Origin of the sequence: Spiroplasma chinense (assembly GCF_008086545.1) — a bacterium.
GTDB lineage: Bacteria > Bacillota_I > Bacilli_A > Mycoplasmatales > Mycoplasmataceae > Spiroplasma_A > Spiroplasma_A chinense.
Window position 1 is genome coordinate 59,542 of the sequence record NZ_CP043026.1, and the last position, 26,333, is coordinate 85,874.

The 26,333-nt window shown below is 30.5% G+C and carries 23 protein-coding genes; 21 read left to right on the top strand and 2 right to left on the bottom strand.

The features are described 5' to 3' along the window. From SCHIN_RS00310 to rpoC, 5 genes are all read left to right on the top strand, one after another. The gene (locus tag SCHIN_RS00310) at window positions 1–858 is read left to right on the top strand and encodes an SPE_1075/MLC_0560 family membrane protein (protein WP_166507653.1); all 858 of its coding nucleotides are present in this window, start codon (window positions 1–3) and stop codon (window positions 856–858) included. A gap of 129 nt (window positions 859–987) precedes the next feature. Further along, window positions 988–2,013 carry a rod shape-determining protein gene (mreB, locus tag SCHIN_RS00315; protein WP_166507654.1) on the top strand — a complete coding sequence of 342 codons (1,026 nt, stop codon included), beginning with the start codon at window positions 988–990 and terminating at the stop codon, window positions 2,011–2,013. 612 nt (window positions 2,014–2,625) lie between these two features. Beyond that, window positions 2,626–4,308, top strand: a complete 1,683-nt coding sequence (locus SCHIN_RS00320; protein ID WP_166507655.1) for a lipoprotein — start codon at window positions 2,626–2,628, stop codon at window positions 4,306–4,308. A 181-nt stretch (window positions 4,309–4,489) separates the two neighbouring features. After that, window positions 4,490–8,344, top strand: coding sequence for a DNA-directed RNA polymerase subunit beta (gene rpoB, locus SCHIN_RS00325; protein WP_166507656.1), 3,855 nt, complete (start codon window positions 4,490–4,492; stop codon window positions 8,342–8,344). Between the two features lie 19 nt (window positions 8,345–8,363). Continuing rightward, window positions 8,364–12,122, top strand: a complete 3,759-nt coding sequence (rpoC, locus tag SCHIN_RS00330; protein ID WP_166507657.1) for a DNA-directed RNA polymerase subunit beta' — start codon at window positions 8,364–8,366, stop codon at window positions 12,120–12,122. Between the two features lie 30 nt (window positions 12,123–12,152). Here the strand turns inward: rpoC and SCHIN_RS00335 are convergent, their stop codons facing one another. After that, complete coding sequence (locus SCHIN_RS00335; protein ID WP_166507658.1) at window positions 12,153–12,881, bottom strand: hypothetical protein; 729 nt, start codon at window positions 12,879–12,881, stop codon at window positions 12,153–12,155. A gap of 110 nt (window positions 12,882–12,991) precedes the next feature. Between SCHIN_RS00335 and SCHIN_RS00340 the strand changes: the two genes are divergently transcribed. The 16 genes from SCHIN_RS00340 to SCHIN_RS00415 all read left to right on the top strand — a co-directional run bounded on the left by SCHIN_RS00340 (window position 12,992) and on the right by SCHIN_RS00415 (window position 25,301). After that, window positions 12,992–13,522 (top strand): hypothetical protein, encoded by a 531-nt coding sequence (locus SCHIN_RS00340; RefSeq protein ID WP_166507659.1) that lies wholly within the window; start codon window positions 12,992–12,994, stop codon window positions 13,520–13,522. A gap of 69 nt (window positions 13,523–13,591) precedes the next feature. Further along, window positions 13,592–14,035, top strand: coding sequence for a ribose 5-phosphate isomerase B (gene rpiB / locus SCHIN_RS00345; protein WP_166507660.1), 444 nt, complete (start codon window positions 13,592–13,594; stop codon window positions 14,033–14,035). 1 nt (window position 14,036) lies between these two features. Beyond that, the gene (upp, locus tag SCHIN_RS00350) at window positions 14,037–14,660 is read left to right on the top strand and encodes a uracil phosphoribosyltransferase (protein WP_166507661.1); all 624 of its coding nucleotides are present in this window, start codon (window positions 14,037–14,039) and stop codon (window positions 14,658–14,660) included. A 276-nt stretch (window positions 14,661–14,936) separates the two neighbouring features. Next, window positions 14,937–15,860, top strand: coding sequence for a hypothetical protein (locus tag SCHIN_RS00355; protein WP_166507662.1), 924 nt, complete (start codon window positions 14,937–14,939; stop codon window positions 15,858–15,860). A 17-nt stretch (window positions 15,861–15,877) separates the two neighbouring features. Beyond that, a complete protein-coding gene (locus tag SCHIN_RS00360) occupies window positions 15,878–16,621 on the top strand; it encodes a hypothetical protein (protein ID WP_166507663.1) in 744 nt (247 codons plus the stop codon). Between the two features lie 104 nt (window positions 16,622–16,725). Then, window positions 16,726–17,193, top strand: a complete 468-nt coding sequence (locus SCHIN_RS00365; protein WP_166507664.1) for a hypothetical protein — start codon at window positions 16,726–16,728, stop codon at window positions 17,191–17,193. A gap of 410 nt (window positions 17,194–17,603) precedes the next feature. After that, window positions 17,604–17,933, top strand: a complete 330-nt coding sequence (locus SCHIN_RS06415; protein ID WP_425057176.1) for an MG406 family protein — start codon at window positions 17,604–17,606, stop codon at window positions 17,931–17,933. Window positions 17,934–17,991: 58 nt separating this feature from the next. After that, on the top strand, window positions 17,992–18,855 hold the full coding sequence (locus SCHIN_RS00375; protein ID WP_166507666.1) for a F0F1 ATP synthase subunit A: 864 nt from the start codon (window positions 17,992–17,994) through the stop codon (window positions 18,853–18,855). Window positions 18,856–18,873: 18 nt separating this feature from the next. Continuing rightward, complete coding sequence (locus tag SCHIN_RS00380) at window positions 18,874–19,191, top strand: ATP synthase subunit c family protein (protein ID WP_166507667.1); 318 nt, start codon at window positions 18,874–18,876, stop codon at window positions 19,189–19,191. A gap of 2 nt (window positions 19,192–19,193) precedes the next feature. After that, window positions 19,194–19,745 (top strand): F0F1 ATP synthase subunit B, encoded by a 552-nt coding sequence (gene atpF, locus SCHIN_RS00385; RefSeq protein WP_166507668.1) that lies wholly within the window; start codon window positions 19,194–19,196, stop codon window positions 19,743–19,745. 2 nt (window positions 19,746–19,747) lie between these two features. Further along, window positions 19,748–20,296 (top strand): F0F1 ATP synthase subunit delta, encoded by a 549-nt coding sequence (locus SCHIN_RS00390; RefSeq protein ID WP_166507669.1) that lies wholly within the window; start codon window positions 19,748–19,750, stop codon window positions 20,294–20,296. A gap of 8 nt (window positions 20,297–20,304) precedes the next feature. After that, a complete protein-coding gene (atpA, locus tag SCHIN_RS00395; RefSeq protein WP_166507670.1) occupies window positions 20,305–21,879 on the top strand; it encodes a F0F1 ATP synthase subunit alpha in 1,575 nt (524 codons plus the stop codon). Between the two features lies 1 nt (window position 21,880). Further along, window positions 21,881–22,729 carry an ATP synthase F1 subunit gamma gene (gene atpG, locus SCHIN_RS00400; protein WP_166507671.1) on the top strand — a complete coding sequence of 283 codons (849 nt, stop codon included), beginning with the start codon at window positions 21,881–21,883 and terminating at the stop codon, window positions 22,727–22,729. A gap of 20 nt (window positions 22,730–22,749) precedes the next feature. Next, complete coding sequence (atpD, locus tag SCHIN_RS00405; RefSeq protein ID WP_166507672.1) at window positions 22,750–24,141, top strand: F0F1 ATP synthase subunit beta; 1,392 nt, start codon at window positions 22,750–22,752, stop codon at window positions 24,139–24,141. Next, entirely contained in the window at window positions 24,141–24,434 is a 294-nt protein-coding gene (locus SCHIN_RS00410; RefSeq protein ID WP_166507673.1) for a FoF1 ATP synthase subunit delta/epsilon, read from the top strand. The genes atpD and SCHIN_RS00410 overlap by 1 nt, the downstream gene beginning before the upstream one ends. Before the next feature lie 141 nt (window positions 24,435–24,575). Then, the gene (locus SCHIN_RS00415) at window positions 24,576–25,301 is read left to right on the top strand and encodes a hypothetical protein (RefSeq protein ID WP_166507674.1); all 726 of its coding nucleotides are present in this window, start codon (window positions 24,576–24,578) and stop codon (window positions 25,299–25,301) included. 39 nt (window positions 25,302–25,340) lie between these two features. Here SCHIN_RS00415 and SCHIN_RS00420 read toward each other — a convergent pair whose 3' ends face one another. Continuing rightward, window positions 25,341–26,333 (bottom strand): 5'-3' exonuclease, encoded by a 993-nt coding sequence (locus SCHIN_RS00420; protein WP_166507675.1) that lies wholly within the window; start codon window positions 26,331–26,333, stop codon window positions 25,341–25,343.

The window sequence follows — 26,333 nt, forward strand, 5'->3', positions numbered from 1 at the left end:
ATGAAAGAATATTTTTCTACGGGTTATAAAAACGCCAAAAAAGATTGAAGAATTAATTTAATTAAATTCGTTTTATTATTATTTGGAATTTACTTTATGGCACTTGGAATTGCAATTTATATTCCAACTGAAATTGGAGCTAGTCAAGTAGACTTTACAACATTTGTTCTTGTTGGTTTAAAAACTGGAACAACCGAAAGATTAGATAACTTCACTAAAGTATATTCAGACATGTTGATTTATTTTTATTTAGTTTTAACTTTCATCTCTACTTGTATGGGATTAGTAAATACAATTAGAGCTCACAAAAAAACTATGGAACCAAAAGTTTGAATTGGATTTGTATTTACTCTAATAACAAATATAGCCATTACTTTTATTCTTCCAAAAGTAGTTTACTTAAACTCAATGTATGTTACTTATGATGGAGTAAAAGATATGATAATGGTAAACGGTGTTGTTTCTACTGGGGTTGCTAGTTGAATTTTTGCAGGAGCGTTTATAGTATTTTGTCTAGGAGTTACTTGTTGAGTAAAATCAGGATGAGCAACAGGACCTTACAACACTGTTTGTGATGAATTGTTAAAAATGACTAGATTGACATTCCCTATGGCACGTTTAATTTGCGATGCTGCTATGGTAGTTCCTGGTTTAATCTTGTTATGAGTTATACCAAACGGAGATAAAACTGGATTCTTATTTACAAACCTTTCAATTGGAACTCTTGTATTTGTTTTTGCAACAGGACCACTTTGTGGTGCTATGAAAAAACTACTAGACAAGATCATCGATTATGACATGTTAAAACGCGGAAATGAAAAAGTAGTTGTTGTAGATAATGAACAAAAAGCCTCTTAGGCTTTTTTTATTGCTTAATCTCAAATAAAATATTCCATATGTTGATATTTTATTTGGAAATATATTTTAAAAATTCGTACATAAATGGTAATATTAAGTTGGTAGTAACAAAAAAAATGAGGTGAATGAATGAAAAAAAATGAGAAAAAATTCGTCTCTATTGACCTGGGTACTTCCAACACATTAGTATTTGTTGAGGGACAAGGGATTGTTTATAATGAACCATCAATTGTCGCCTACAGAATCCGTGAAAATAAAATAATTGCGGTTGGTGAAGAGGCCTATAAAATGATAGGTAAGGGAAATAAGACTATTAGAATAGTTAGACCAATGGTCGACGGAATAATTACAGATATAAGAACAACAACAGCACAGCTTAGCTTTATCTTTAAAAAACTAAGAATCAATTCAACTTTAAAAGGTTGTATCATGTTGCTGGCTTGTCCTTCAGTAATTACCCAGCTTGAAAGAACTGCTCTTATGAAAATAGGATTAAATTTTGGAGCTTCAAGAGTATTTATTGAAGAGGAAATAAAAATGGCAGCCCTTGGAGGAGGGGTTAACATTTTTGCTCCAACAGGAAGACTTGTTATGGATATTGGTGGAGGAACTAGTGATATTGGAGTTTTATCTTCGGGTGACTTGGTTCTTTCAAAATCTGTGAAAGTTGCAGGAAATGCTTTTAATGAAGAGATTCAAAAGTTTGTAAGATCTCAATATGGAATGGATATCGGTTTGAAAACGTCCGAAAGTATAAAAATAAATATCGGGTCCATTGCCAAATATAGTGATGAAAGAAGAATGAAAGTGTATGGTAGAGATATAGTGTCTGGATTACCAAGAGAAATTGAAGTAACACCAGAAGAAATACGTGAAGTGTTAAAAGTTCCAGTATCAAGAATTATTGATTTAACTGTTCAGGTTTTGGAAGAAACACCCCCAGAATTAGCTGGAGATATCTTTAGAAATGGTATTACCATTTGTGGAGGTGGGGGAATGCTTAAAGGAATTGACAAATATGTTGCAGATACGCTACAACTACCTGTAGCTATTGGAACACAACCGTTGTTAGCAGTAATTAATGGAACCATACGTTTTGAATCATATGTTTATGAGATGATCCAAAGCGAAAATAAAAAAGGCGACTTCTTCTAGTGTAAAAAAGCAAAGAGCGATGTAACTCTTTGTTTTTTTAATACCCAAGTAGCAATATATAACACACTTATAATAGACAAATTGAAAATAATTTCTAAAAACACTAGTATTCTGTAAAAAAATTTTGTACTATAACTATGTGAGGAAAGTTAGTGATAACCTTTTTTAGGTTATTGCAAATATTAACCAACCTATTAATCTGTTTATTGTCTCACCATGTAAAAATAATAAATAAAACTTAATATTTTATTAAAAAAAGGTACTAAAAGTCATGAGAATTAATTAATCATTAGTAGCCTCTATTAGTAACTATACCTCCTTTAGTAATAATGTTTGTAGAAGTTTCGGTAAAAATTTTATTGGTGAGAAATAAAGTTTATGAATCTTTAGTTGAGCTGTTCAACCAATCTATTCTTCACAAATATTAAAGTCATAATAAAAGTATTAAAAATAAATTTCTTCTTATGCATCACTCCTTTTCTATTCTATATAGTGATGTATAAGCTTCATGAGAATTACAAATGCATAGGTGAACAATATACATATTTATGTATTTGTTTTTCTATGAAAAATTAACAATCAACAAATAAAAAAAAGAAAGGAAGGAGCGATTTGAAAAAAATTCTTGCTTTCTTGGGATCATTTTCTCTGATAACATCTGGAAGTTCTCTAGCTGTTTCTTGTTATGGAGATATTAATTATCCTTGAGAAGTTGCTGTAAATAACTTAAAAGTTAAAACAAAAGAAATAACAAATATTAATAATGGATGAAGAAAATTAGGGAATGCTATTTCTGCTTTAAATACACAAATGGAATCTGATCATTCTAAAGGTGTTTTTGTCGGAGATGAACAACCAACAAATGACTTTCAAGTTTTGTATGTAAATGCAGAAACCTTTGAAAGTAGAGATGAGTTAAGAATATACTACAGAGTTTCTGATTACGAAAAAGGTGATCATAAAAATCTGGTTTGAGGCGAACTTCAATCATTTACCCAAGAAGTAAAAATCAACTCATTCCAAATTTCTGTTATTGAAGACCAAAAAATAACACTTGGAGAAACCAAGGTATTAAATATTAACTTAAATGTTTTTGAAGAAGACATAACATTGGGTATGGATGATGCCGAAATAATTGAAGTTAGCAATTCTAGCGAACAACTTTTTATAACGGGTTTAAAAAAAGGAGAAACTCCTTTAACTTTAAATTTTGGCGTGGATGATAAAGTAACATTTAATGTTCAAGTTGTTGATAGAGTAATTGACTGAGAACAAGTAGAAATTAGTGATCAAGTAGTTGAAGTAAATTCACAAAAAGAAGCGAACTTACATTTGAATAATTGATCAAATAAATATACAAAATTATCGTTTGCAGATAAAGATCTAGTAACTGGAGAATTAACAGAAACAGGCTTTATAATTTATGGACATGTACGAGGAGAAACAACTGGTTTCTTACATATTGATGAAAATAGAGTGGTTCCGTTTAATGTCTTTGTTATTCCGTCAAGTTTAATCCCAGAAATATTTAGTATTTCAAATCAAAAAATAAACTTAGGGGAAACTAAAAAAATAACAGTAAGAACTAAAAATTTAGATCCTAAGTTATTAATTATTCAAAACGAAAAGCCATTAACAGTAAAAACAACTTTAAACAATGGAGAACTAACATTATTTGGATCAAGAGATGGAACTAGTGAAATTGTAATATTTGCTCATGATGTAGCGCCAGTTAAATTCACTGTAACTGTTTATAACCAAGATAAACCAGAGATTTCCAAACAATCCGATTATGTAGCAATAGTGGGTGGAGGTTTAACAAGAAGTTTGAATGTTTCAAATCATATATTAGGCACTGAATTAAAGATAAAAGCTTCTAACTCCTTAATAGATGTAAGAGTAGTTGCACAAATACATGAAAATGGAAACGGCTCTATTGGTATTGTTGCAAACGGGCAAGTTGGAAGAACTTTGGTTACCTTAACTTACAACAGAGCAGAGAATGTTACATTTTGGGTTACTGTTGTAGAAATACCAGAGATTTTGCCTATTGAAAATGTAGCTATTGCATTAGGTGAAGTAACTAGGCTTGAAGTGAATTTCACTACAGGCCCCTCTTTCCTAATTTTTAAAGTTGAACTCGAAGTTGAAGGAATTGTAGAAGTTGCCAAAATTTCTACAAGTTCAGCAAAGGGAAATTTTGAAATAACAGCACTTAAAGTTGGTGAAGTTAATGTTACTATTACAACAAGATACAATACCAAACCAAGAACGTTTAAAATAACAGTTATATAAAAATAAAAACAAACTTTATATGAAAGTTTGTTTTTATTTACCCATTTTGTGTATTTTTGTAATACATGTAGCAAACAAATTTTTAATGTTAAAAATAAAAGAAAAATCAAAAAACCATTGATTTTAGCGTTTATTTCATATAGAATTTGTTTGCGTATGTTTTGCTTGAACGGAGGCCATTATGAGTTACAAAATTAAAAACGTAAATGCGTTAGTGCAACGACGCGATTATACAAAGGTATCGGGAGATCTACCATTACCTAACTTAATCGAATTGCAAACAGATACATTTGAGTGATTTTTAAAAGAAGGTATTAGTGAAGTGTTTGGTGAGGTATTCCCAGTAGTTTCTGCTGATGGGGATATCGTTTTAACTTTAACTGACTGAGAATTTAGAGAACCTAGAATGTCAGTTGTTAAAGCTAAAGAGGAATCAAAAATATTTGATGCACCTATTTATGCTAACCTTTCTTTAACAGTTCACCAAGAAAATGTAGAAATCTTCAAAGAAGAAATTTCAGGAGATATGCAAACATTCCTAAAAGGATGATTGCAAGAAAAAATTGAATCAACTGGAGTTGAAATTAAAAATAGCCAAGGACAGCTATACTTTTTTGAATACAAATCTAAATCAGGAGATAAAGATTCTATTCAAATAGAAATTATCGAAGAAAAAGATGATCTATATGTGGCAAATATAGACATTTATAAAACTGGGGAAGTATTCTTTGGTGAGTTCCCATTAATGACAGATAGAGGAACATTTGTAATTAATGGTAGTGAAAAAGTTGTGGTTTCACAACTTGTAAGATCACCTGGAAGTTACTTTAAAAAAGAAATGAACCGTAAAAATGGGGAAATGATCTATTACGCAGACATTATTCCATCACGTGGTACATGATTAGAATTTGAACTTGATGCTAAAAAAACTTTAGACAACAAAGTTTCAAATATTTTCTATGTAAAAATAGATAAATCAAGAAAAACAACAGCTACAAGTTTATTAACATCATTTAAAATGGATAAAGATTTAGTTTTAGATCTATTTGATAATGATGAAATAATTGAGGCAAGCTACTTACAAGATACTTTAAGTGGAGATATTAACATTGATTTTGAACAACAAGTTCAAGAAATTTATAAAAAAATCCGTCAAGGAGAAACTGCTACAGCTGATGGAGCAAGTAAATACCTATATGGATTATTGTTTGACAAAAGAAAATACGATTTAACAAAAGCTGGAAGATTTAAATTACAACAAAAACTTGCAGTTAAAAACCGTTTAATTGGTAGAGTGTTAGCCGAAGACATCGTTGATGTTAATGGTAAAGTTGCATTTGCAAAAGACACAGAAATCACAAAAGACATGTTCAGAGATCTAGAAGCAGTTCTAGATGCTGGAGCTATGACTCAAGAAATCAGTTTTAACGCTGCTATTGATTCAGGTAAAGAAATTCAAAAAGTTAAAGTTTACAAAGACAACGACTTAAGAGATAAAGTTGCCACACTAATTGGAGTTACTCAAAAATCAAATGATGAGTACATAAACGTTCCAGATATTCTTGCAACAATTTCATACGCTATTAACCTGATCGATGATATCGGGGAAATCGATGATATTGACCACTTAGGGAACAGAAGAGTGCGTACAGTTGGTGAATTACTACAAAACCAATTCAGAATTGGTATGATGCGTATTGAAAAAAATGTTAAAGAAAAATTAGCAACTTCAAACCCATTCAAAATGAAACCATCAAGTATTATTAACAATAAACCATTAACTGCAATTATTGGTGAGTTCTTTAACTTATCTCAATTGTCACAATTTATGGACCAAACTAACCCATTGTCAGAGTTAACAAACAAACGTCGTTTAACAGCTCTTGGACCTGGAGGGTTAAGTAGAGATAGAGCAGCTCTTGAAGTTCGTGACGTTCACCCGTCTCACTACGGAAGAATTTGTCCTATTGAAACACCTGAGGGACCAAACATTGGGTTGATCAACAACTTATCTACATATGCAAGAATCAATAAATTTGGATTTATTGAAACTCCATATAGAAAAGTTGAAAAAGGAAGAGTTATTAAAGGTGAATACGAATACTTAACAGCTGATAAAGAAAAAGACTTTATTGTTGCTCAAGCAAATATTCAAATCGCAGAAGACGGAACAATTTTAGATGAAAGTGTTGTTGCTCGTTACAGAGGAGATGACATGATGGCAAGTCCAATTGATGTGGACTTTGTAGACGTTTCACCAAAACAAATTGTTTCTATTGCTACATCATGTATTCCATTCTTGGAAAACGATGATGCCAACCGTGCACTTATGGGTGCCAACATGCAACGTCAAGCTGTACCATTAATTAACCCAGAATCACCAATTGTTGGAACTGGTGTTGAACATGAATCTGCACGTGACTCAGGGGATGCTGTTGTAGCATCAGCTGATGGAATTGTAAGATATGTTGACTCAAAATTAATTTCTGTTGAAGGTGCTGATGGAATCAAAAACTATGATTTAAATGATTTCAACAAATCAAACAACGGAACTGCAATTACTCACTTACCAATCGTTAAAGTTGGAGATAAAGTTAAAGCAAGAGATATCTTAGCTGACGGACCTTCAATGGAAAAAGGAGAATTGGCTTTAGGACAAAACGTTGTTGTTGCCTTTACAACTTGAAATGGTTACAACTATGAGGATGCTGTTATTGTGTCTGAAAGAATTGTAATCGATGATAGATTTACATCAATTCACATAGATGAATATACTATTGAAAGAAGACAAACAAAACAAGGACCTGAAGAAATTACAAGAGAAATTCCAAACATTAGTGAAGCTAGCAAAAAACACCTTGATGAAGAAGGTATTGTTGCTATTGGAACTGAAGTTAAAGTTGGAGATATTTTGGTTGGTAAAGTTACACCAAAATCTCAAACTCAATTATCACCTGAAGATAAATTGCTACACGCAATCTTTGGTGAAAAATCAAGAAACGTTAAAGATAATTCATTAAGAGTACCAAATGGTGGAGAAGGAATTATTAAATCAATTAAACGTTTCAGTAGAGCTGACGGACACGATCTTCCAGCAGATATTTTAGAAATAATTAAAGTTTACATCGTTCAAAAACGTAAAATCCAAGAAGGAGATAAAATGGCTGGACGTCACGGTAACAAAGGGGTTATTTCAAAAATCTTACCTGTTGAAGATATGCCACATATGGAAGATGGAACTCCAGTTGACATTATGTTAAACCCACAAGGGGTTCCTTCACGTATGAACATTGGTCAAGTTTTAGAAATTCACTTAGGAATGGCTGCTAAAAAACTTGGAATTAAAGTTAATACTCCTGTTTTTGAAGGGGTAAAAGAAAATGATTTAGTTGAAATCATGGAAGAAGCTGGAATGACAAACTACGGTAAAGTTAAATTAACTGATGGTAGAACTGGAGAAGCATTTGATAAACCAATCTCTGTTGGAGTTATGTATATGCTAAAACTTTCTCACATGGTTGATGACAAACTTCACACAAGAAACATTGGACCATACTCACTTATTACTCAACAACCTCTTGGAGGAAAAGCTCAAAACGGGGGACAAAGATTTGGTGAGATGGAAGTTTGAGCTCTTGAAGCATATGGGGCAGCTTACACATTGAGAGAAATCTTGACTATTAAATCAGATGATATTAAAGGTCGTATTAAAACTTATGAATCAATCGTTAGGTCAAAACCAATTCCAAAACCTGGAATTCCAGAATCATTTAATGTTCTTACAAAAGAAATTATGGGATTAGGATTTGACATGCACATGATTGATGAAAACGGAGTTAAAGTACAAATCAACGCATACGAAGAAGAGGATATCGAAACAGAATTTGATTCTTCATATGTTCCTGCAAATGATGATTCATTTAGTGCTGATGAAACTATTGGTTTTAGAGACGCTAGTGAAGATGATGATGTAATTGCAGATGAAGACATGGAAGCTGATGATTTATTCGGCTTTGATGCAGACTTAGAAGATTAATTAGGAGGAAGTTAAAAAAATGGCAAGCAAAAGAATGATTAAAATTGAACTAGCTTCTCCTGATGTGATCAGAAGTTGATCTCGTGGTGAAGTTACAAAACCAGAAACAATAAACTATAAAACATTAAAAACTGAAAAAGAAGGTCTATTTGATGAAAGAATCTTTGGACCTACTAAAAACTACGAATGTAGTTGTGGTAAATACAAAAAAGTAAAAAACAAAGGTAAAGTTTGTGAACGTTGTGGAGTTGAAATTACAGAAACAATTGTAAGACGTGAAAGAATGGGTCACATTGAACTTGAAGAACCAGTAACACATATTTGAATGTTAAAAGTTGCTCCTTCAAGAATCGCTTCAATTTTAGATTTAAAAACTAAAGAAGTTGAAGAAGTTGTTTACTTTGTAAGTCACATTGTTCTAGATCCTGGAACTTCTACTCACTTAAAAAGAGGACAAGTTTTAGATTTAGGAAATGCAAAAGCTAGTTTAAAAACTAGAGAAAAATTGAAAAAAACTTTAGAAGAAATCAGAAATGAACTTGAACCTGATTCATTCCAATGAAAAAGAGCAGATAACTTAATTTTACAATTAACATCTACTCAAACTCCATTCTCAATGGATGAAGCTGCAACATTTATTTCAAGAAATATTGGAGCTAAATTTGGAATTGGAGCAAGTGCTATTGAAGAACTTTTAAAAGGAATTGATTTACCAAAAGAAATTGAAAAAATCAAAGAAGATTTAAAAGAACGTAAAGGTTCTACAGAACAAAACAAATTAATGAAAAGACTTGAAGTTTTAGACTCATTAGAAAAATCTAAATCAAGACCAGAATGAATGGTATTACATGTAATACCAGTTATTCCACCAGATATTAGACCAATTATCCAATTGGACGGAGGTAGATTTACTACTTCAGAAATTAATGATCTATACAGAAGAATTATCATTAGAAATGAACGTCTAAAAAAAGTTAAATCTATGGGAGCACCAAGTATTATTGTTAACAATGAAAAACGTATGTTACAAGAAGCTGTTGATGCATTATTAGATAACGAACGTAAACCAAGACCAGTTACAGGAAAAGATAAGAGAGCATTAAAATCTCTAACTTCTATTCTTAAAGGGAAACAAGGACGTTTCCGTCAAAACTTACTTGGAAAACGTGTTGACTACTCAGGTCGTTCAGTTATTGCTATTGGACCAGACTTAAAAATGTATCAAGCTGGAATTCCAAGAGATATGGCAATTACATTATTTAAACCTTTTGTAATTAAAAGATTACAAGAAAAAGAATATGCAGAAAACGTAAAAGTTGCAGAAAAAATGATTCTTTCAAACGATGCAAAAGTTTGAGACGTGTTAGAAGAAGTTATCAAAGATAGACCAGTTCTTTTAAACCGTGCCCCAACTCTTCACCGTTTAGGGATCCAAGCCTTTGAACCTAAATTGGTTAAAGGAAAAGCTATTCGTCTTCACCCATTAGTTACAACAGCGTTCAACGCCGACTTCGATGGGGACCAAATGGCTGTCCACTTACCAATTAGTGATGAAGCAGTTGCTGAAGCAAGAGCTTTAATGTTAGGAAGTAAAGCAATTCTTGGACCAAAAGATGGTAAACCAATTGTTACTCCTACTCAAGATATGATTCTTGGTAACTACTACATTACAACTGAAGAAAAAGACACTGAAACAAATCCTGTTAAAGGACAAGGAACTGTCTTTTCTAACTATGAAGAAGTTAAAATTGCATATGAAACTGATTCAGTTTCATTAAATGCAATTGTAGCAATGCCAATTTCTGAATTAAAAAACAAAATGTTCAGTGAAGCAGATCAAAACAATTACTTAATAACAACAGTTGGTAAAGTATTCTTTAACCAAATGTTTGTTGAAGAATTCCCTTGAATTGCAAACACTCACATTTTAGATGCAGAAAACGAAATCAAAAACTTTATAGTTAAACCAGATACTGATATCAGAAGCTTTATCGAAAATGACTATACAATTCAACAACCAATTAAGAAAAGAGAATTATCTTTAATTATTGAAAGATACTTTAAATCATATGGAGCACAAAAAACTGCTCAAATGTTAGATAACATGAAAGACTTAGGATTTAAATTCTCTTCAAAATCAGGAACTACAATTAGTGCCGCTGACGTTGTTGCCTTTACAGAAAAATTCGAAGAATTTAAAGTTGCTGATGAAAAAGTTAACCAAATTACAGAATTCTATAACATGGGTATGCTTACAAAACAAGAGAAAAAACGTCGTGTTATTGCGATTTGATCTAATGTTAAAGATAGCATCCAAGGTAAACTTGAAGGTGTTCTTAAAAAAGATCCAAAAAACCCAGTATTTGTTATGGCCGATTCTGGAGCCCGTGGTAACGTATCTAACTTTACTCAACTTGTAGGTATGAGGGGACTTATGAATGACCCTAAAGGGGACATTAAAGAAATTCCAATTAAATCTTCATTTAGAGAAGGGTTAACAGTGTCAGAATACTTTATTTCTACCCACGGGGCTAGAAAAGGGATGGCCGACGTTGCCTTAAAAACTGCCGATTCAGGATACTTGACTCGTAGACTTGTAGATATTTCACAAGAAATCATCGTAACAGAAGAAGAATGTGGAAGTACAAGAGGATTTAACGTATACTCAATCGTTGAAACAAAACACAATAACATCATCGTTCCATTAAAAGACAGACTTGTTGGAAGATATACATTTGCAGATGTTGTAGATGATAAAGGAATAACAATTGTTCCTGCAAACACACTTGTAACTGTAGACTTAGCTGACAAAATTGTTGAAGCTGGAGTTGAAGATGTACTAATTAGAACAGTATTAACATGTGATACAAACCGTGGTGTTTGTCGAAAATGTTATGGTGTAAACCTAGCAACAGGTCACGAAGTTGCACTTGGAGAACCAGTTGGAGTAGTTGCTGCTCAATCAATTGGGGAACCTGGTACTCAGCTAACTATGCGTACATTCCATACCGGAGGGGTTGCTGGGGGAGCTGACATTACTCAAGGACTTCCTCGTATTAAAGAATTACTTGACGTTACAATTCCAAAAGGATCAATTGCGATTATTTCACAAATTGATGGAACTGTAAAAGAAGTAAAAGACGAAGAAGGAATCTTGACAATTGTTGTAGCTTCAGACCAAGATGAAAGAAAATACAAATCTCAATATGGAGCTATCGCTCGTGTTGAAGTTGGTGACTTTGTTAAACGTGGTAAAAAACTTACAGAAGGTGCTATTAATATTAAAGAACTTCTTGAAGTTGCAAAAATTGAAGATGTACAAAACTACATCCTTAAAGAAGTGCAAAAAGTTTACCGTTTACAAGGGATTGAAATATCAGATAAATATATTGAAATCATTGTAAAACAAATGTTAAATAAAGTAAAAATTATCGATTCTGGAGAAACTGAATTATTACCTGGAGAAATTATTTCTTCAAGAACTTACAGAAATGAAGTTCTTGCAGCAATTTCAAGTGGTAAAAAACCTCCTTTAGCAAAACACGTAATCTTTGGTATTAAAAAAGCTCCACTTGAATCAGATTCATGATTATCAAGTGCATCTTTCCAAGATACAGCAAGAGTTTTAGTTAAAGCAGTTATCAAAGGTAAAGTTGATAAACTTGAAGGATTGAAAGAAAACATTATGTTAGGAAACTTAATTCCTGCAGGAACTGGATTAACAGGATCTGCTGACATCATCCAAAGAGGAAAAGAAACTTACGATTCAGAATATTAAAAAATACCCGAAAGGGTATTTTTTTGATTCTTAATTTAATTCCAATGTTATTTTTTCTGTTGTTAAATTCACTCAAATTAAAAACGAACCTCTATAAGCAGCCTTGTTTGTTACATTGCCATTTGCAATGATGGTTCAAACAATATTTTCTTCTTCTTTTTCGTTGTAAATAGTTTTAGGTTCAATATTATAATATTTCCTGTTTGACGAATCGTCAATCTTAAGATTTTTTAAAATTTCACGAAGTAGAGTGATTGTGCTTGAGTTTGTATCCTTCAAAAGTCTACTAAAAATTTTGTCTTTAACATCGGTTGGATTTCAAAAAGTTTTTTCTTCAATTTTTGTTTTTAAATTTTCAACAACTTGTGAACTAATTTGAATAGTTGTATCCTTGTTTTCATTTCAACTATGTGTGAATTTGGTGGTTCCAAAGTAATCGGAAGTATTTTCTTCATCTATTGAAAGAACATAATTATCACTGTGTTCTTTAGCTAACTCATAAGAAAAAGTTTCAACTTCTGGTGAAACTTTTTCAAGACTAAATTTATCATCTAGCTTTAAAAATTCTTTTAATAAATCTCTCAGTTCAGTAATTGTAAAACTTTCGAGAGGTTTCTTTTGATTTACCAAGTTTTCTATTTGAGACTTTGCAGTAGAAACTTTTCAATCTTTTGGAACAGAAGATCCGCAAGAAACAGAAAGAGTTGTGATTGGTAAAGTTGTCGACACAAAACTTATAATACCAAGTAATTTTTTCATTTTTTTATTCCCCTTATAAGATGATTATAATTTTTTTTGAAAGTTTTTGTACATTTTTCTTAAAACCATGACGATAGTTATATTGAGGGGTAATCCTTGAAAGGAGAAATATGGAACAATCTTTTGATATATATACATTTAGACTTACTTTTACTAATGGAACAGTAATTCCTGAGGTAAAAATTATTACTTCAAGAAGTGACCCTGAATTAAATAATTGTTATGTTAAAATATACCTAGAAAACGAGAAGGGTAAGAAGGGGTTAGATATGTTAAACAAGGATTTTAGAGATGTATTAAAACCAACTAGTCAGTATTTTTTTGATGTAAATTATATTGAGTCACCGTTGGTAATAGAGTTGAGAAGACAAATAAAGGAACTAACTGATGGTTGAGCAGCTGATAGAGAAGCTTGAAAAATTGAAAAAGCAGAACTGCTTGAAATTATTTCAGTTCAACAAAAAACTATTGAAACTCAACAAAAAACTATTGAAACTCAACAAAAAACAATTGAAACTCAACAAGTTACTATAAATGAACTTCAATTAGAAGTAACATCTTTAAAAAGTGAAGTAAGCTCACTTAAAAATGAAATTAGTAGATTAAAAAACTTACTCGATGCAAATGGCATCAAATATTAAACTAGATTTTGAGTCTAGTTTTTTATTTTCTTGTTTTTAGTGTATAGTTTTAAAAGGAGGAAATGAAAGATGAAAATATTTATTGGAAATGATCACACAGCTGTTGAAATGAAAAATATAATAACAAAACATCTAGAGGAACAAGGATTTGAAGTTGTTAATCTAGGGACAGATAAAGACAGTTCAGTGGATTACCCAGACTTTGGAAAAGCTGTTGCAAGAGAAGTTGTTGCAAACAAAGGTTCATTTGGTATTATAATTTGTGGAAGTGGAATTGGAATATCAATTGCTGCAAACAAAGTTGAAGGTGCAAGAGCTGCACTTGCATATGAAGAGCAAGGTGCAATGCTTGCAAGAGCACACAATAATGCAAACATTCTTGCACTTGGAGCAAGATTTATAGCAAATCAAAAAGCTTTAGGTTTAGTTGATGTATTTTTATCAACTGAATTTGAAGGAGATAGACATCAAAAAAGAATTGATAAATTGACAATAGAAGGACAGGGAAAATAATATGGGATTAAATATAATTAATCATCCATTAATTTTGGATAAATTAACTAGAATGAGAAAAATAGAAACTTCATCAAAAGATTTTAGAGAGAACTTAAATGAAATTGGTCAACTAATGGCATATGAAATTTTTAGAGATGTACCATTAAAAGAAATTGATATTGAAACACCAGTTACTAAAACTAAAGGATACACAGTTGATTTACCAGTGGTTCTAGTACCAATCATTAGAGCTGGACTTGGAATGACTGAAGGAATTCAAAGACTTGTTCCAACTTCAAGAATTGCACACATTGGTTTATATAGAAATGAAGAAACTTTAGAACCAGTTCAATACTATGCAAAACAAACTGAAGACATGGATAAAAGTTATGTTTTAGTTGTTGACCCAATGCTTGCAACTGGAGGAAGTGCTGCAAAAGCAATTGAAATTGCAAAAGAATGAGGAGCTAAAAACATTAAGTTTGTTTGTTTAGTAGCTGTTCAAGAAGGTGTTGATAAAATTCTAGCATCTCACCCAGAAATTGAAATCTATACAGCAAGTTTAGACCCTGTATTAAATGAAAAAGGATATATTTCACCAGGTCTTGGAGACGCTGGAGATAGAATCTTTGGAACTAAATAATAATATTTTTTTAAACACACTCTAGAGAGAGTGTGTTTTTTAATTTTGTAACTAAAATTGTTATTTAAAAGTCAGCAATATATAAACTAGTAATATCTAAGGAATGATATATAGTTAAATATTATAACCAATAAAATTTTACGATTTAAAGCATTTATTTAATTCTTAAAGGTTATTTTTAAAAAAATATGATTATTAACTTATAAAAATAATGAAATTATGGGTTAGTGTTTTTTTAATTAACCGATTTTTTCAAAATGAAAGGGAGTTTTATAAATGAGAAAATTACTAATTATACTATCAGCTATCAGTTTAACCACAACATTACCTAGCAACCTTCTTGTGTCAGCCAAAAAAGTCGATATAATTGGAAAAAACATTGAATCCGAAAAAATTGAATTGGAGGATGTGCGTACTTCTATTAATAATACATTTCAACAATTATTATCCGAAGAAAAGAGCCCAAAAATCTCGAAAAGTGCTACGGTAGGTGCAGAAACAGAAAAATCTAGTTTTTCTCTTTCTGAAGAGGAATCAGAAATTGTGTTGAGTAAAGCAAATGAATTATTAGAGAAATTAACGAACAGTAATTATGAGTTAGAAGATTATATGGATTTTGTTTTAGAAGAAAGTTCAGAGTTTAATGAAGAATTCAAAAAGATGCAGTTAATAAATAATGATTTTATTTTACCAAGTGAAATTTCTAGTGTTGCAAAAAATGAAGATGAAAAATCAAATAGAGCATTAGATTTAGGGGGAACGTTGGGTAACGAAAATCAGATGATTGACAAAAATAAGAATTTAGTCTCTAGTCTTAAAAATGTACGTAGGGCGATTAATACGGGAGGTGCTGCTGCTGCAATACTGGCAGCTGCCTTATATGCTTCAGCTCCATGGCTCTTTTATTCCACTTTAAAAGCTGCAATTGCTTGTACAACGGCTGCTCTAATTTCTTCTGTAGCTGCAGCGAGTATTACTGTAATGTTGGCTATTTATTATAAAGATTCTAATGATCATGAAAAGTTTGGTAATGTTTTTAATGCTGCCATTATTGTTGGATTTAAGCTAGCCAGAGCAGCTCTTTGAGCTTTTGAAGTTTATGTGCTTGGAGTTATACCCACCAAATGAGCAGCCCCTTTTTTAGCGGCGGTTGTAGTGACTGTGACTACCACATGAGATTGAACAAGAAATAATTATTAATCTATGAGGAGTTTTTTATGGATTTTGAATTAGGAACATATTTATATGTTGTAGCAGGTTTTACCTCGAATTTATTTTTTTTCTCATATCTTCATCACCTTAATGAAGATTATAAAAAGAAAAAATTGTCCACTACTATATTTATTTTTGATGATATATTAGATCCAAAAACTTTTCCCTACCTATTACCAATAGAACGTAAAACCCATTTTATTGATCATTATATAAAAATATCAATAATTATAATGACATATATACCGATTGTATTATTTGCACCAAGAGATTCAAAATGATATTTATTTTTTTTGCTATTAATTTCATTAATGCAAGTAATTTTTCTAGTCGAAGCTATAATCTATATACTTTACATAAAAAAACGTGTTTCAAAGTATAAATTTTTCTCAAAAGAAGAATCTATTATTAATTTTAAGAAATCAATTCTTGAAATGGAAAAACACCATGAATGTATGACTTTTATTTTTACAAAGGAAAAGAAAAATAAAAAAGCTATAAGTAGAATTAAAAAGGCTCAATTAAAAATGGGAAAAGAACTTTTATTATTAGGAAAAGAAAATCAAGATTATAAGGTTTTAAAAATATTTTTAAAATATATCAAGAAAATAAGTTGAGGAACTTTATTATTTAAGGATACTAAAGGATTAGAGATTATTTGTAAAGATAACACATACCCATACAGTGAATTGCCAAGAATTGCTATTGAAAACTTTTTGTTAGTCTTAGAAGAAGCTGTTAAAACTTAAATTATATAAAATGTACAATTTTTTAAAAAAAGTTGTACATTTTTTTTGATTTCATGACGATAGTAATAAGGGAAGACAGTATTCCAAAGAAAGGAGGAAAAATTATGGAAGAATATGATTTATATATTTTTTCTGTAAGTTTTGCAAATGGAAAGATTATACCAAGAATCAAAATTTTAATACCTAGAAGTGACCCGAAGTTAAGTGAGGAATATGATAAAATATATTTGCAAAACACAAAAGGAAAGAAAGGTTTAGATTTGATGAATAGGGATATGAAAAATGTATTAAGCCAAGAAAAGCAATATTTCCTAGATCTAGATTATGCAGAGTCACCATTAGTTATGGAATTAAGAAGACAAATAAAGGAATTGACAGATGGTTGAGCAGCTGATAGAGAAGCTTGAAAAATTGAAAAGGCAGAACTTCTAGAAATTATTTCATTACAAAACCAAAAAATTGAGATGCAACAAGTTTTAATTGATGAACTTAAAGATGAAGTTGTTGATCTTAAAGCAAAAATAGTCGGTTTAGAAACTGAGTTGAAATGATACAAAGATAAATACGATTAGAAAATAAAAACTGAATTTGATTCAGTTTTTATTTTCTTTGTGTACTATATTTCATAAATAAAATATACATTATGAGTTGAATTAAACTTCGTGATAAAATGATTGTGAGAATGATACTTTTTAGTCTCATAACAATTTAAAAGTAAAAGTATTAGGAAATTGACTTAAAACAGTTCAAATAATATATTTTTTTCCTTCTTATAGCTTTTTATATAAGAATATAAAAAGCTTTTAAATAATAATATGAAAATTGTAACCAGAATTTTTAAAGTGCTTTACAAGGGCATTATTTTTATAATATATATTTCCATTTTATTGATATGCAAAATTAATAGGAGTATTATTATGTAGATGGAACCTATTAGAGGTGAAGCATGTTAAAAAATCTGTTAGAAAAGAATAAAAAAAGAATGCTAATATTTTTATTGCCAATAGTCGCTGGTATAGTCAGCATATTGGCTGTTTTATGTATATTTGAAATAGTAGGCTATTCTTGAATAACTGGTTTTATAATTGCAATAACTTTTGGTTTTATTTCTTTTATATGTCTAAGATTTGCTATAGACAAAATTGTTGATGATCAAAATGTATTTACATTTATATTTTTGGCAATTTTGCGAATTGGGATGTATATGGTTCCATTCCTTATAAGCATTTATTTATCTAATCACATCAACCCCATTGGAGTTGTAATTGGTTTTTTAATAATAGTTATTTTTCCAGTTATTATTAAAGAATAAATTATAAAAATGCCTATACCGTTATTTTTTTATAAAAAAATGAAAAGGGGGAATTTAAATGTTTCTAGTCAGTGAACTGTTAGAATCTTGAAAAGATATAACACCCCAATTAATGTCTATTTTTTTAACTACGATTATAATCTGTACTTTTTGTATAGTTTATAATGTTAAGATAAGAAATTTAAAGGAAGGCGAAGAGTTGAGCGGGTTTTTAGTACTAACTGAAAGCTTTATTGTGTCTATGGAAGGCATGGTAGTTAATGTTATGGGTAAAAAATTTAAACACCTAACACCTTATATAATGTATTTATTTTTATACATTATGATCTCTTCAGTAATTGCCCTTCTGGGATTTGAACCATTAACAAGTTCTTATTCAGTAACCCTAGCTATGGCTTTGGTTTCATTTTTTGGGATTTATTATTATGGGTTAAGATATCAAAAACATATGTTCTTTACAAAGTTCATATTTAACCCGGTAGAAATAATTACACAATTTGTTCCCATATTATCTTTATCATTTAGGTTATTTGGAAACATATTGGCAGGTTCAATTATTTTAGGACTAATGTATGGTACTTTAATTGGAGCTCAAGGAGCTCTATTTGGACACGCAAGTGCTTCAAGAGAAATTTGATTTGGAGCATATTCAGCTCAGTTCAAATATTTTTGAACTGGATTTAACTTTATGTCAGTGGCATTATTGCCATGACTTCACCTTTACTTTGACCTCTTTGACGGTTTAATTCAATCAATTGTTTTTGTAATGTTGACTCTATCATACTGAGCAAATGCAAAAAACGGTGAACATGAAAAATCAACAGAACCTGTTGAAAGAGAAAATGTAAAGAAAATTAAAGTTAAAAAAATTAAAATTAAAAGTCATGTAAATGAAATAAAAACAAAATTAAAAAATAATTAATAAAAGGAGAAAAAAATTATGTTAGCAGAATTATACACAAACGTATTTTTAACATTTGGAGGTAACTTAATTACATTATTACCAATCTTATTTGCTAGTGAAAACGCAACAACAGGTAGAGGATTAATCGGAGTTGGTGCTGGATTAACTGGTATTGGTATGATCGGAGCAAGTATCGGTCAAGGAATGGCAGGTTATGGAGCTTGTCTTGCAATTGGACGTAACCCAGAAGTTGCTGGTAAAATTACAACTACATTGATTATTACAGCAGGATTCTGTGAATCTGGTGCTATTTATGCTTTAGTTATTGCATTGCTACTATTATTCGTATTCTAATAATGGATATTTTAAACCACGTAAGTTTATTAGCAGATGATGGATTTCCAGGGATACCTGAAATCACTCAATCACTGTTTCCAAACTTACCAAACTTTATTGCGCACGTTTTATCTACAATAGTTATTATTATTTTTCTTTCAAAATTAGTTTACAAACCATTTAAAAAAGTTGTAGCAGAAAGAAGAAGAAAAATTAACGAATTACTTGATGATGCATCAAGCAAGCAAGCGCTTGCAAATAAAGATAAAAAAGATGCAGCAAAAATTCTTGTTAAAGCAAGAGAAGAATCGAAAGAAATAGTTCTAAATGCAAAAGCAGAAGCAGATGATTTAAAATTTGATATTATTGATAATGCAAAATCAGAAGCACAAAATATTCAAGATCATGCAAAAATGGCAATTGAATTCGAAAGAAATGAAGCTAAAGAAAACATCCGTAAAGAAGTTATTGACCTAGCATTTATTGCCGCTGAAAAATTAGTAGAAACTAATGTTGATAAAAAAACTAATGAAAAATTAATTCAAGAATTCTTAGAAAGTATCGATAATTAATCATGCTAGTAAAAGAAAGTTTACTTAAAAATTGATCAAAAGCAATTTGTGAACTTGCTGTTGAGAACAAAAAAACAAAAGAATTCTTAGATACCGCATACGATCTTAAAGTTATCTTTTCAAGAAACCCTGAATTTTTAGCTTTCTTAACAAACAGAAATATATTATTAGAAACAAGACTTGAACTATTAGATAAAGTTTTTAAAAAGGATTTAGATAAAGAATTTTTAAATATCTTAAAACTTTTAACTGAAAGAGGCTTAATTGAAAATGCAAAACAAATTTTCAAACAAGTTGTAAAAGATTTATTAGCTCAAACAAATACTGTAAAAGGAATTGTATATTCAGTAGAAGAATTAAATAAAAAAACTATTGAAGACATACAAAAAAAATTAGAAAAAAAATTAAACAAAGCTGTGATTCTAGAAAATGAAATCAGAAAAGAACTAATTTCAGGAATCAGAGTTGTTGTTGATGGACAAAAATATGATTCATCAATGCAAGGTAAGATAGAAGATATGAAAAAAACTATCTTACAAAATAGAAAATAGGTGATGTTATGTCATTGAAAATAAATGAAATTTCAGAAGTTATTAAAAAGCAAATTCAAGATTATGGCAAAGAAATAGTTGTTCAAGAATTTGGAACTGTTGCTGCGATTGGTGATGGAGTTGCTTTGTTATTTGGTCTAGACCAAGTGATGATGGGAGAATTATTAATTTTCAACGATGATGTTTATGGAATGGCTCTTAACCTAGAAGATGGTGCTGTTGGTGCTGTTGTTATGGGTGATGATACAAAAATCAAACAAGGAGATAAAGTTAAAAGAACTAAAAAAGTTGTTGAAACTCCAGTTGGAGATGAATTACTTGGAAGAGTTCTTAATGGAATTGGATTGCCAATTGATGGTAATGGTCCATTAAAAGAGAAAAAAACTTCTCCAGTTGAAAAAATAGCATCAGGAGTTATGTCAAGAAAATCAGTTGACCAACCTTTAGAAACTGGAATCTTATCAATAGATTCAATTATTCCAATTGGTAAAGGTCAAAGAGAGTTGATTATTGGAGATAGACAAACTGGAAAAACTGCAATTGCAATTGACTCAATAATAAATCAAAAAGGTAAAAACGTAAAATGTGTTTATGTAGCTATTGGACAAAAAGAATCTACTGTAGCACAAGTTGTAGAAAAATTAAAACAAGCTGGAGCAATGGAATTTACAACTGTAATTTCTGCATCAGCTAGTGAATCTGCTCCAATGCAATACATTGCTCCATATACAGGAGTTTCAATTGCAGAAGAGTGAATGGCAAATGGTGATGATGTACTTATTGTTTATGATGATCTATCAAAACATGCGGTAGCTTATCGTACATTAGCATTACTTTTAAGAAGACCACCAGGTAGAGAAGCTTACCCTGGAGATGTATTTTATCTTCACTCAAGATTACTTGAAAGAGCTGCAAGAGTTAATGAAAAATTTGGAGGAGGAAGTATTACTGCTTTACCAATTATTGAAACTCAAGCAGGAGATATTTCTGCATATATTCCAACAAACGTTATCTCAATTACTGATGGACAAATATTCTTATCAGAACAATTATTTAACTCAGGGATTAGACCTGCAGTAGATACTGGACTTTCAGTTTCTCGTGTTGGTTCTTCAGCACAAATTAAAGCTGTTAAACAAGTTGCAGGAACTTTAAAATTAGAACTTGCACAATACTATGAATTACAAGCATTTGCAAAATTTGGAAGTGACTTGGATGAAACTACAAAAACAGTTTTAGACCATGGAGCAAAAATTGTTGAAATCTTAAAACAAAGACAATTTTCACCAATGAGTCAAATTAATCAAGCAATTATTCTTTTAGCAATAAAAGAAAGATTGATTAAATGAATTCCTGTAACTGAAGTTGTAGGTTATAAAACTGAGATTTTAAAACACTTTAAAACAAATGAAAAAGCAAGAGCTTTAAGAAAATTATTAGAAACAGAAAAAGCTTTTGATGAAGAATTAACAAAAAAAGTCAAATCAGAATTAGTAAAAGTCTTGAAAGATTTTGTAAAAGAAATTCCAGATTGAAAAGTTGAAAACTATGGAACAGCAGAAGACTGAAAGAAATTAGTGTAAGATGGCAAACTTAGGTGAACTTAAAACACAAATTAGTTCAGTAAATGACATTGGTAAAATTACTGGTGCCATGGAGCTAGTTGCAACAGCTAAACTTAAAAGAATTTCAAAACGTGTTGGTGACATTCACCAATACATTGAAGAAGTTTATGATGTTTTCAACTATATAATTTCTCATTCTGAGGACTCAATATTTTTAAAAAAACCAGAAACTCAAATTAATAAAACTTTATGAGTTGTAATTAGCTCAAACCTAGGTTTGTGTGGAGGATATAACTCAAATGTCTTTAAAGAAATTAAAGGTAAAATAAAAAGTAACGATGAGGTAATTGCAATTGGAACAAAAGCTGTTTCATATTGTAATGCCAACAAATTAAAAATTAAACAAGCAATTACTAATGTTGATGTTGACTTTACAAGCGATCAAGCAAACCACTTGGCATCAGACTTGTTAAGTTGATACTCACAAAAAGAAATTGATGCAATCAACGTTGTTTATACAAAATTTATAAACAACGTAACTTTTGAACCAAAAATTATTAACCTATTTCCAATTGTAAAAGATCCGAATGGGAAAGAAAAAAGTGAAGATATTATTTTGGAACCTGATGCAGAAACTGTATTGGCAACAAGTGTATCATTATATTTAAACACTATTATTTTTGGAACAATTTTAGAATCACAACTTTCAGAACAAGCAAGTCGAAGAACCGCAATGGAAGCTGCGACAAAAAATGGAAAAGAATTATCAGAAAATTTAAGTATTGCATATAACAGAAAACGCCAAGAAAATATTACACAAGAAATTAGTGAAATTGTTGGTGGTGCAAATGCTCAAAGTGATAATTAAAATACAGGAGGAAAAGACTTATGAAAACTAGTCAAGGTAAAGTTGTTCAAGTTATGGGTCCAGTTGTCGATGTTCGATTCGACGAAGCTGAAATGCCAGAACTTTACAACACAATTGAAATTGATAATGCCGGAACTAAATTGGTTTTAGAAGTTGTTCAACATATCGGTGACGATCTTGTAAGAACAATTGCTATGGGACCAACTGAAGGAATGGTTAGAGGAATGGATGCACAAAATACAGGACACCCAATTAGTGTTCCTGTTGGGGATGAAGTATTGGGAAGAATGTTTAATGTTCTTGGAGATCCAATTGATGAAAAACCACCAGTTGAAACAAGAAGAATGCCAATCCACAGAAGTGCACCTAATTATGATGAACTTTTAACCTCTGCAGAAATTTTAGAAACTGGAATTAAAGTTGTAGATCTAATGATGCCTTTCTCAAAAGGTGGAAAAATTGGATTATTCGGAGGAGCTGGAGTTGGTAAAACAGTTTTAGTTCAAGAATTAATTAATAACGTTGCCAAAGCCCATGGGGGAATTTCAGTTTTTGCTGGAGTTGGAGAACGTACAAGAGAAGGAAATGACCTTTACTACGAAATGATTGAAGCAGGGGTTATTGATAAAACAAGTTTAGTATTTGGACAAATGAATGAACCACCAGGAGCAAGAATGAGAGTTGCTTTAACTGGATTGACAATTGCAGAATACTTTAGAGATGAAAAAAATCAAGATGTTCTTTTATTTATTGATAACATCTTTAGATTTACACAAGCTGGTAGTGAAGTGTCTGCCTTATTAGGTAGAATGCCTTCAGCTGTTGGTTACCAACCAACACTTGCAACTGAAATGGGAGCTTTACAAGAAAGAATTACTTCTACTAAAAAAGGTTCTATTACATCAGTACAAGCAGTTTATGTTCCAGCTGACGACTTAACTGACCCAGCACCAGCAACAACTTTTGCTCACTTAGATGCAAGAGTTGTTCTTGATAGAAATATTGCAGCTCTAGGAATTTATCCAGCAATCGATCCTTTAAGTTCAAGTTCAAGAATGCTTGACCCACAAATCGTTGGAGAAACTCACTATACTGTAGCTCTTAAAGTTCAAGAAACTTTACAAAAATATAAAGAACTTCAATCAATCATAGCAATTCTTGGTATGGATGAACTTTCTGAAGAAGATAGAATTGTTGTTAACAGAGCAAGAAAAGTTAGAAACTTTATGTCACAACCATTTACAGTTGGTGAAAAATTCACAGGACGTAGTGGTAAATATGTTCCAGTTAAAGATACAATTGAATCATTCAAAGCAATCTTAAACGGTGATACTGATGAAATTCCAGAAACATTATTTATGTATGCTGGTTCAATTGATGATGTTTGAGAAAGATTTAAAAGTCAAAAATAATGAATAGACTTAAATTAAAAGTTATAACACCTAATGGAGTTTATGTTGATGGAATTGAAATAGATAACATAAATGTTCAAACTTCAGCTGGAGATATGACAATTTATGCACGACATGCATCAATAGTTTCAACTTTAAAAGTTGGTCAAATTAAATATGTAAATGAACAAGGTGTAAAATATGTTCATGTGCATAGAGGAATCTTAAAAGTTTCTCACAATGAAGTTAAAATTTTAACTCAATGACTTTATGAGGTTGACGAAAACGGGAAAAAAACCGGTCCAAGAAGATAAAAATTTGAAACACTTAATAATAAAGTGATTTCAAATTTTTTTTATTTTGTTTCAAATTTTAAAAGTTGTTTTTCAATTTGCTGTAACTATTGCTTTTTTCTTTTAATAAATTATTATTAGATTGTCAAAGGGGAATAAAATATGAGAAAGAGAAGAGAAGTTGTGGGATCCAACTATATTTTGTTGGGATGAACCGCACTTATTTGAGATTTATTAGTTGGTTTTATTGGGGTTGCTTTAATCACACGAAATTGAAATGATAGCTTAGGTAAAACCGAAATAGTATTTTTAGTATTAATTGTTGCAGGATTTGTAAATGCTGTAACAGAGAAAATGCAAATTTATACATATATGAATTTGCATTTTGAGGACAAGAATTATAAGTATTGAATTGTAATGTTTTCGTTAGTTCCAATTATTGGAATATTTATTTGGTTTTGTATAATGTTAGAATATTCTAAAACATATGAAAATAGTAAAGTATATTTAGAAGCAAAAAACAGTTCAGTTCCATTAACTATATTGTTTTTAGTTTTTATAAATGTTTTGTTAATTTCATGTATTTGTATTACAACATTTACTGTAGCTTTAAATGATTATGATAAAAACATTATTTTTATAGCTATTATCTTTGGTATTGTAATTGGATGAATGTACTTATTAACTGTTGTTGTAAGTTACTTTATTTTAAAGGTTACAAAACCTAGAGAATCTTATGATAACGAAAAAATCAAGGTTTTTAAAATACTTGCCTATATACCGTTGGTTTCATTTGTGTCTTCAATGGTGTTTATAAAAAAATACTATAACAATCAATATGTTGAAAACTTGGTAATACTAAAAGAGCTAAGTAAAAAAGTTGTTTAGTAAGCATGAAAAAAACGATCATAAATTAATGATCGTTTTTTATTGTTCTGCTTTATTTAAGTTGATTCTGTGTTTGAAACAATAGTTTGGTGTTTCAACACAAGTGCATTCTGCTTCTTCAAGACGTTTTTGTCTTTCTAAAACTTGATGATTAACCTTATCTTCAATTACTTTTGTAAAGGCTCACATTTTTTCGCGTTTTAAGAATCCCATAAATCTAATGTAGTTAACTCTTAATGGTTTGAAGTTTATTCTACCAACATTTACATTTTTAAGAATCTTTGCAATTTTTTTATTTAAAAGAACTTGGTCTTTGCAATTTAAAAGTTTTTGTTGATGTTCTGGTGGGAAATCATCTAAGTTCTTAAATATATTTTCCACACATCCATATTTTTCAATTAACTTTATAGCTGTATTGTAGTGCATTCCCTTAACACCTTTGATGTTATCTGAATGATCTCCAAGTAAACTTTTCATATCTGGTATTTGACAAGGTTTACAACCAAATTTCTCAAAAACATCTTTTTCTGTTACAACCTCTTTACAGGTTTTTTTTGACTGTTGAGAAATAACATTTACATCTTTTGAAATTAATTGATATGTATCTTTATCATTTGAAATAATATCAACTTTATAACCTAGTTTAACTGCCACTCTAGCTACAGTTCCCATAATGTCATCACCTTCGTATTGTGATTTTTCATATCATGGAATGTTAGCTGAAGTTAAGAACTCACGTACAAGTTGCATTTGGGGAATTAAATCACAAGGTGTTTCTTTTCTTGTAGCTTTATATGCTGGATAAAGCTCTTTTCTTCAGCATTCTTTTCCTACATCGAAAGTAACTATAATTGTGTGATAATCTCCTGATGCTATCATTTCATTTATTTTTGCAACAAATACATAAACTGCATTTATTAAAACTCCATCACGATTAACGGCAACTTTTTTTCTTTTTAAAGACCCGTAATAACCCTTATGTAAAAGATGATAACCATCAACTATTACAATTTTTTTCTTTTCTGCTTCCAT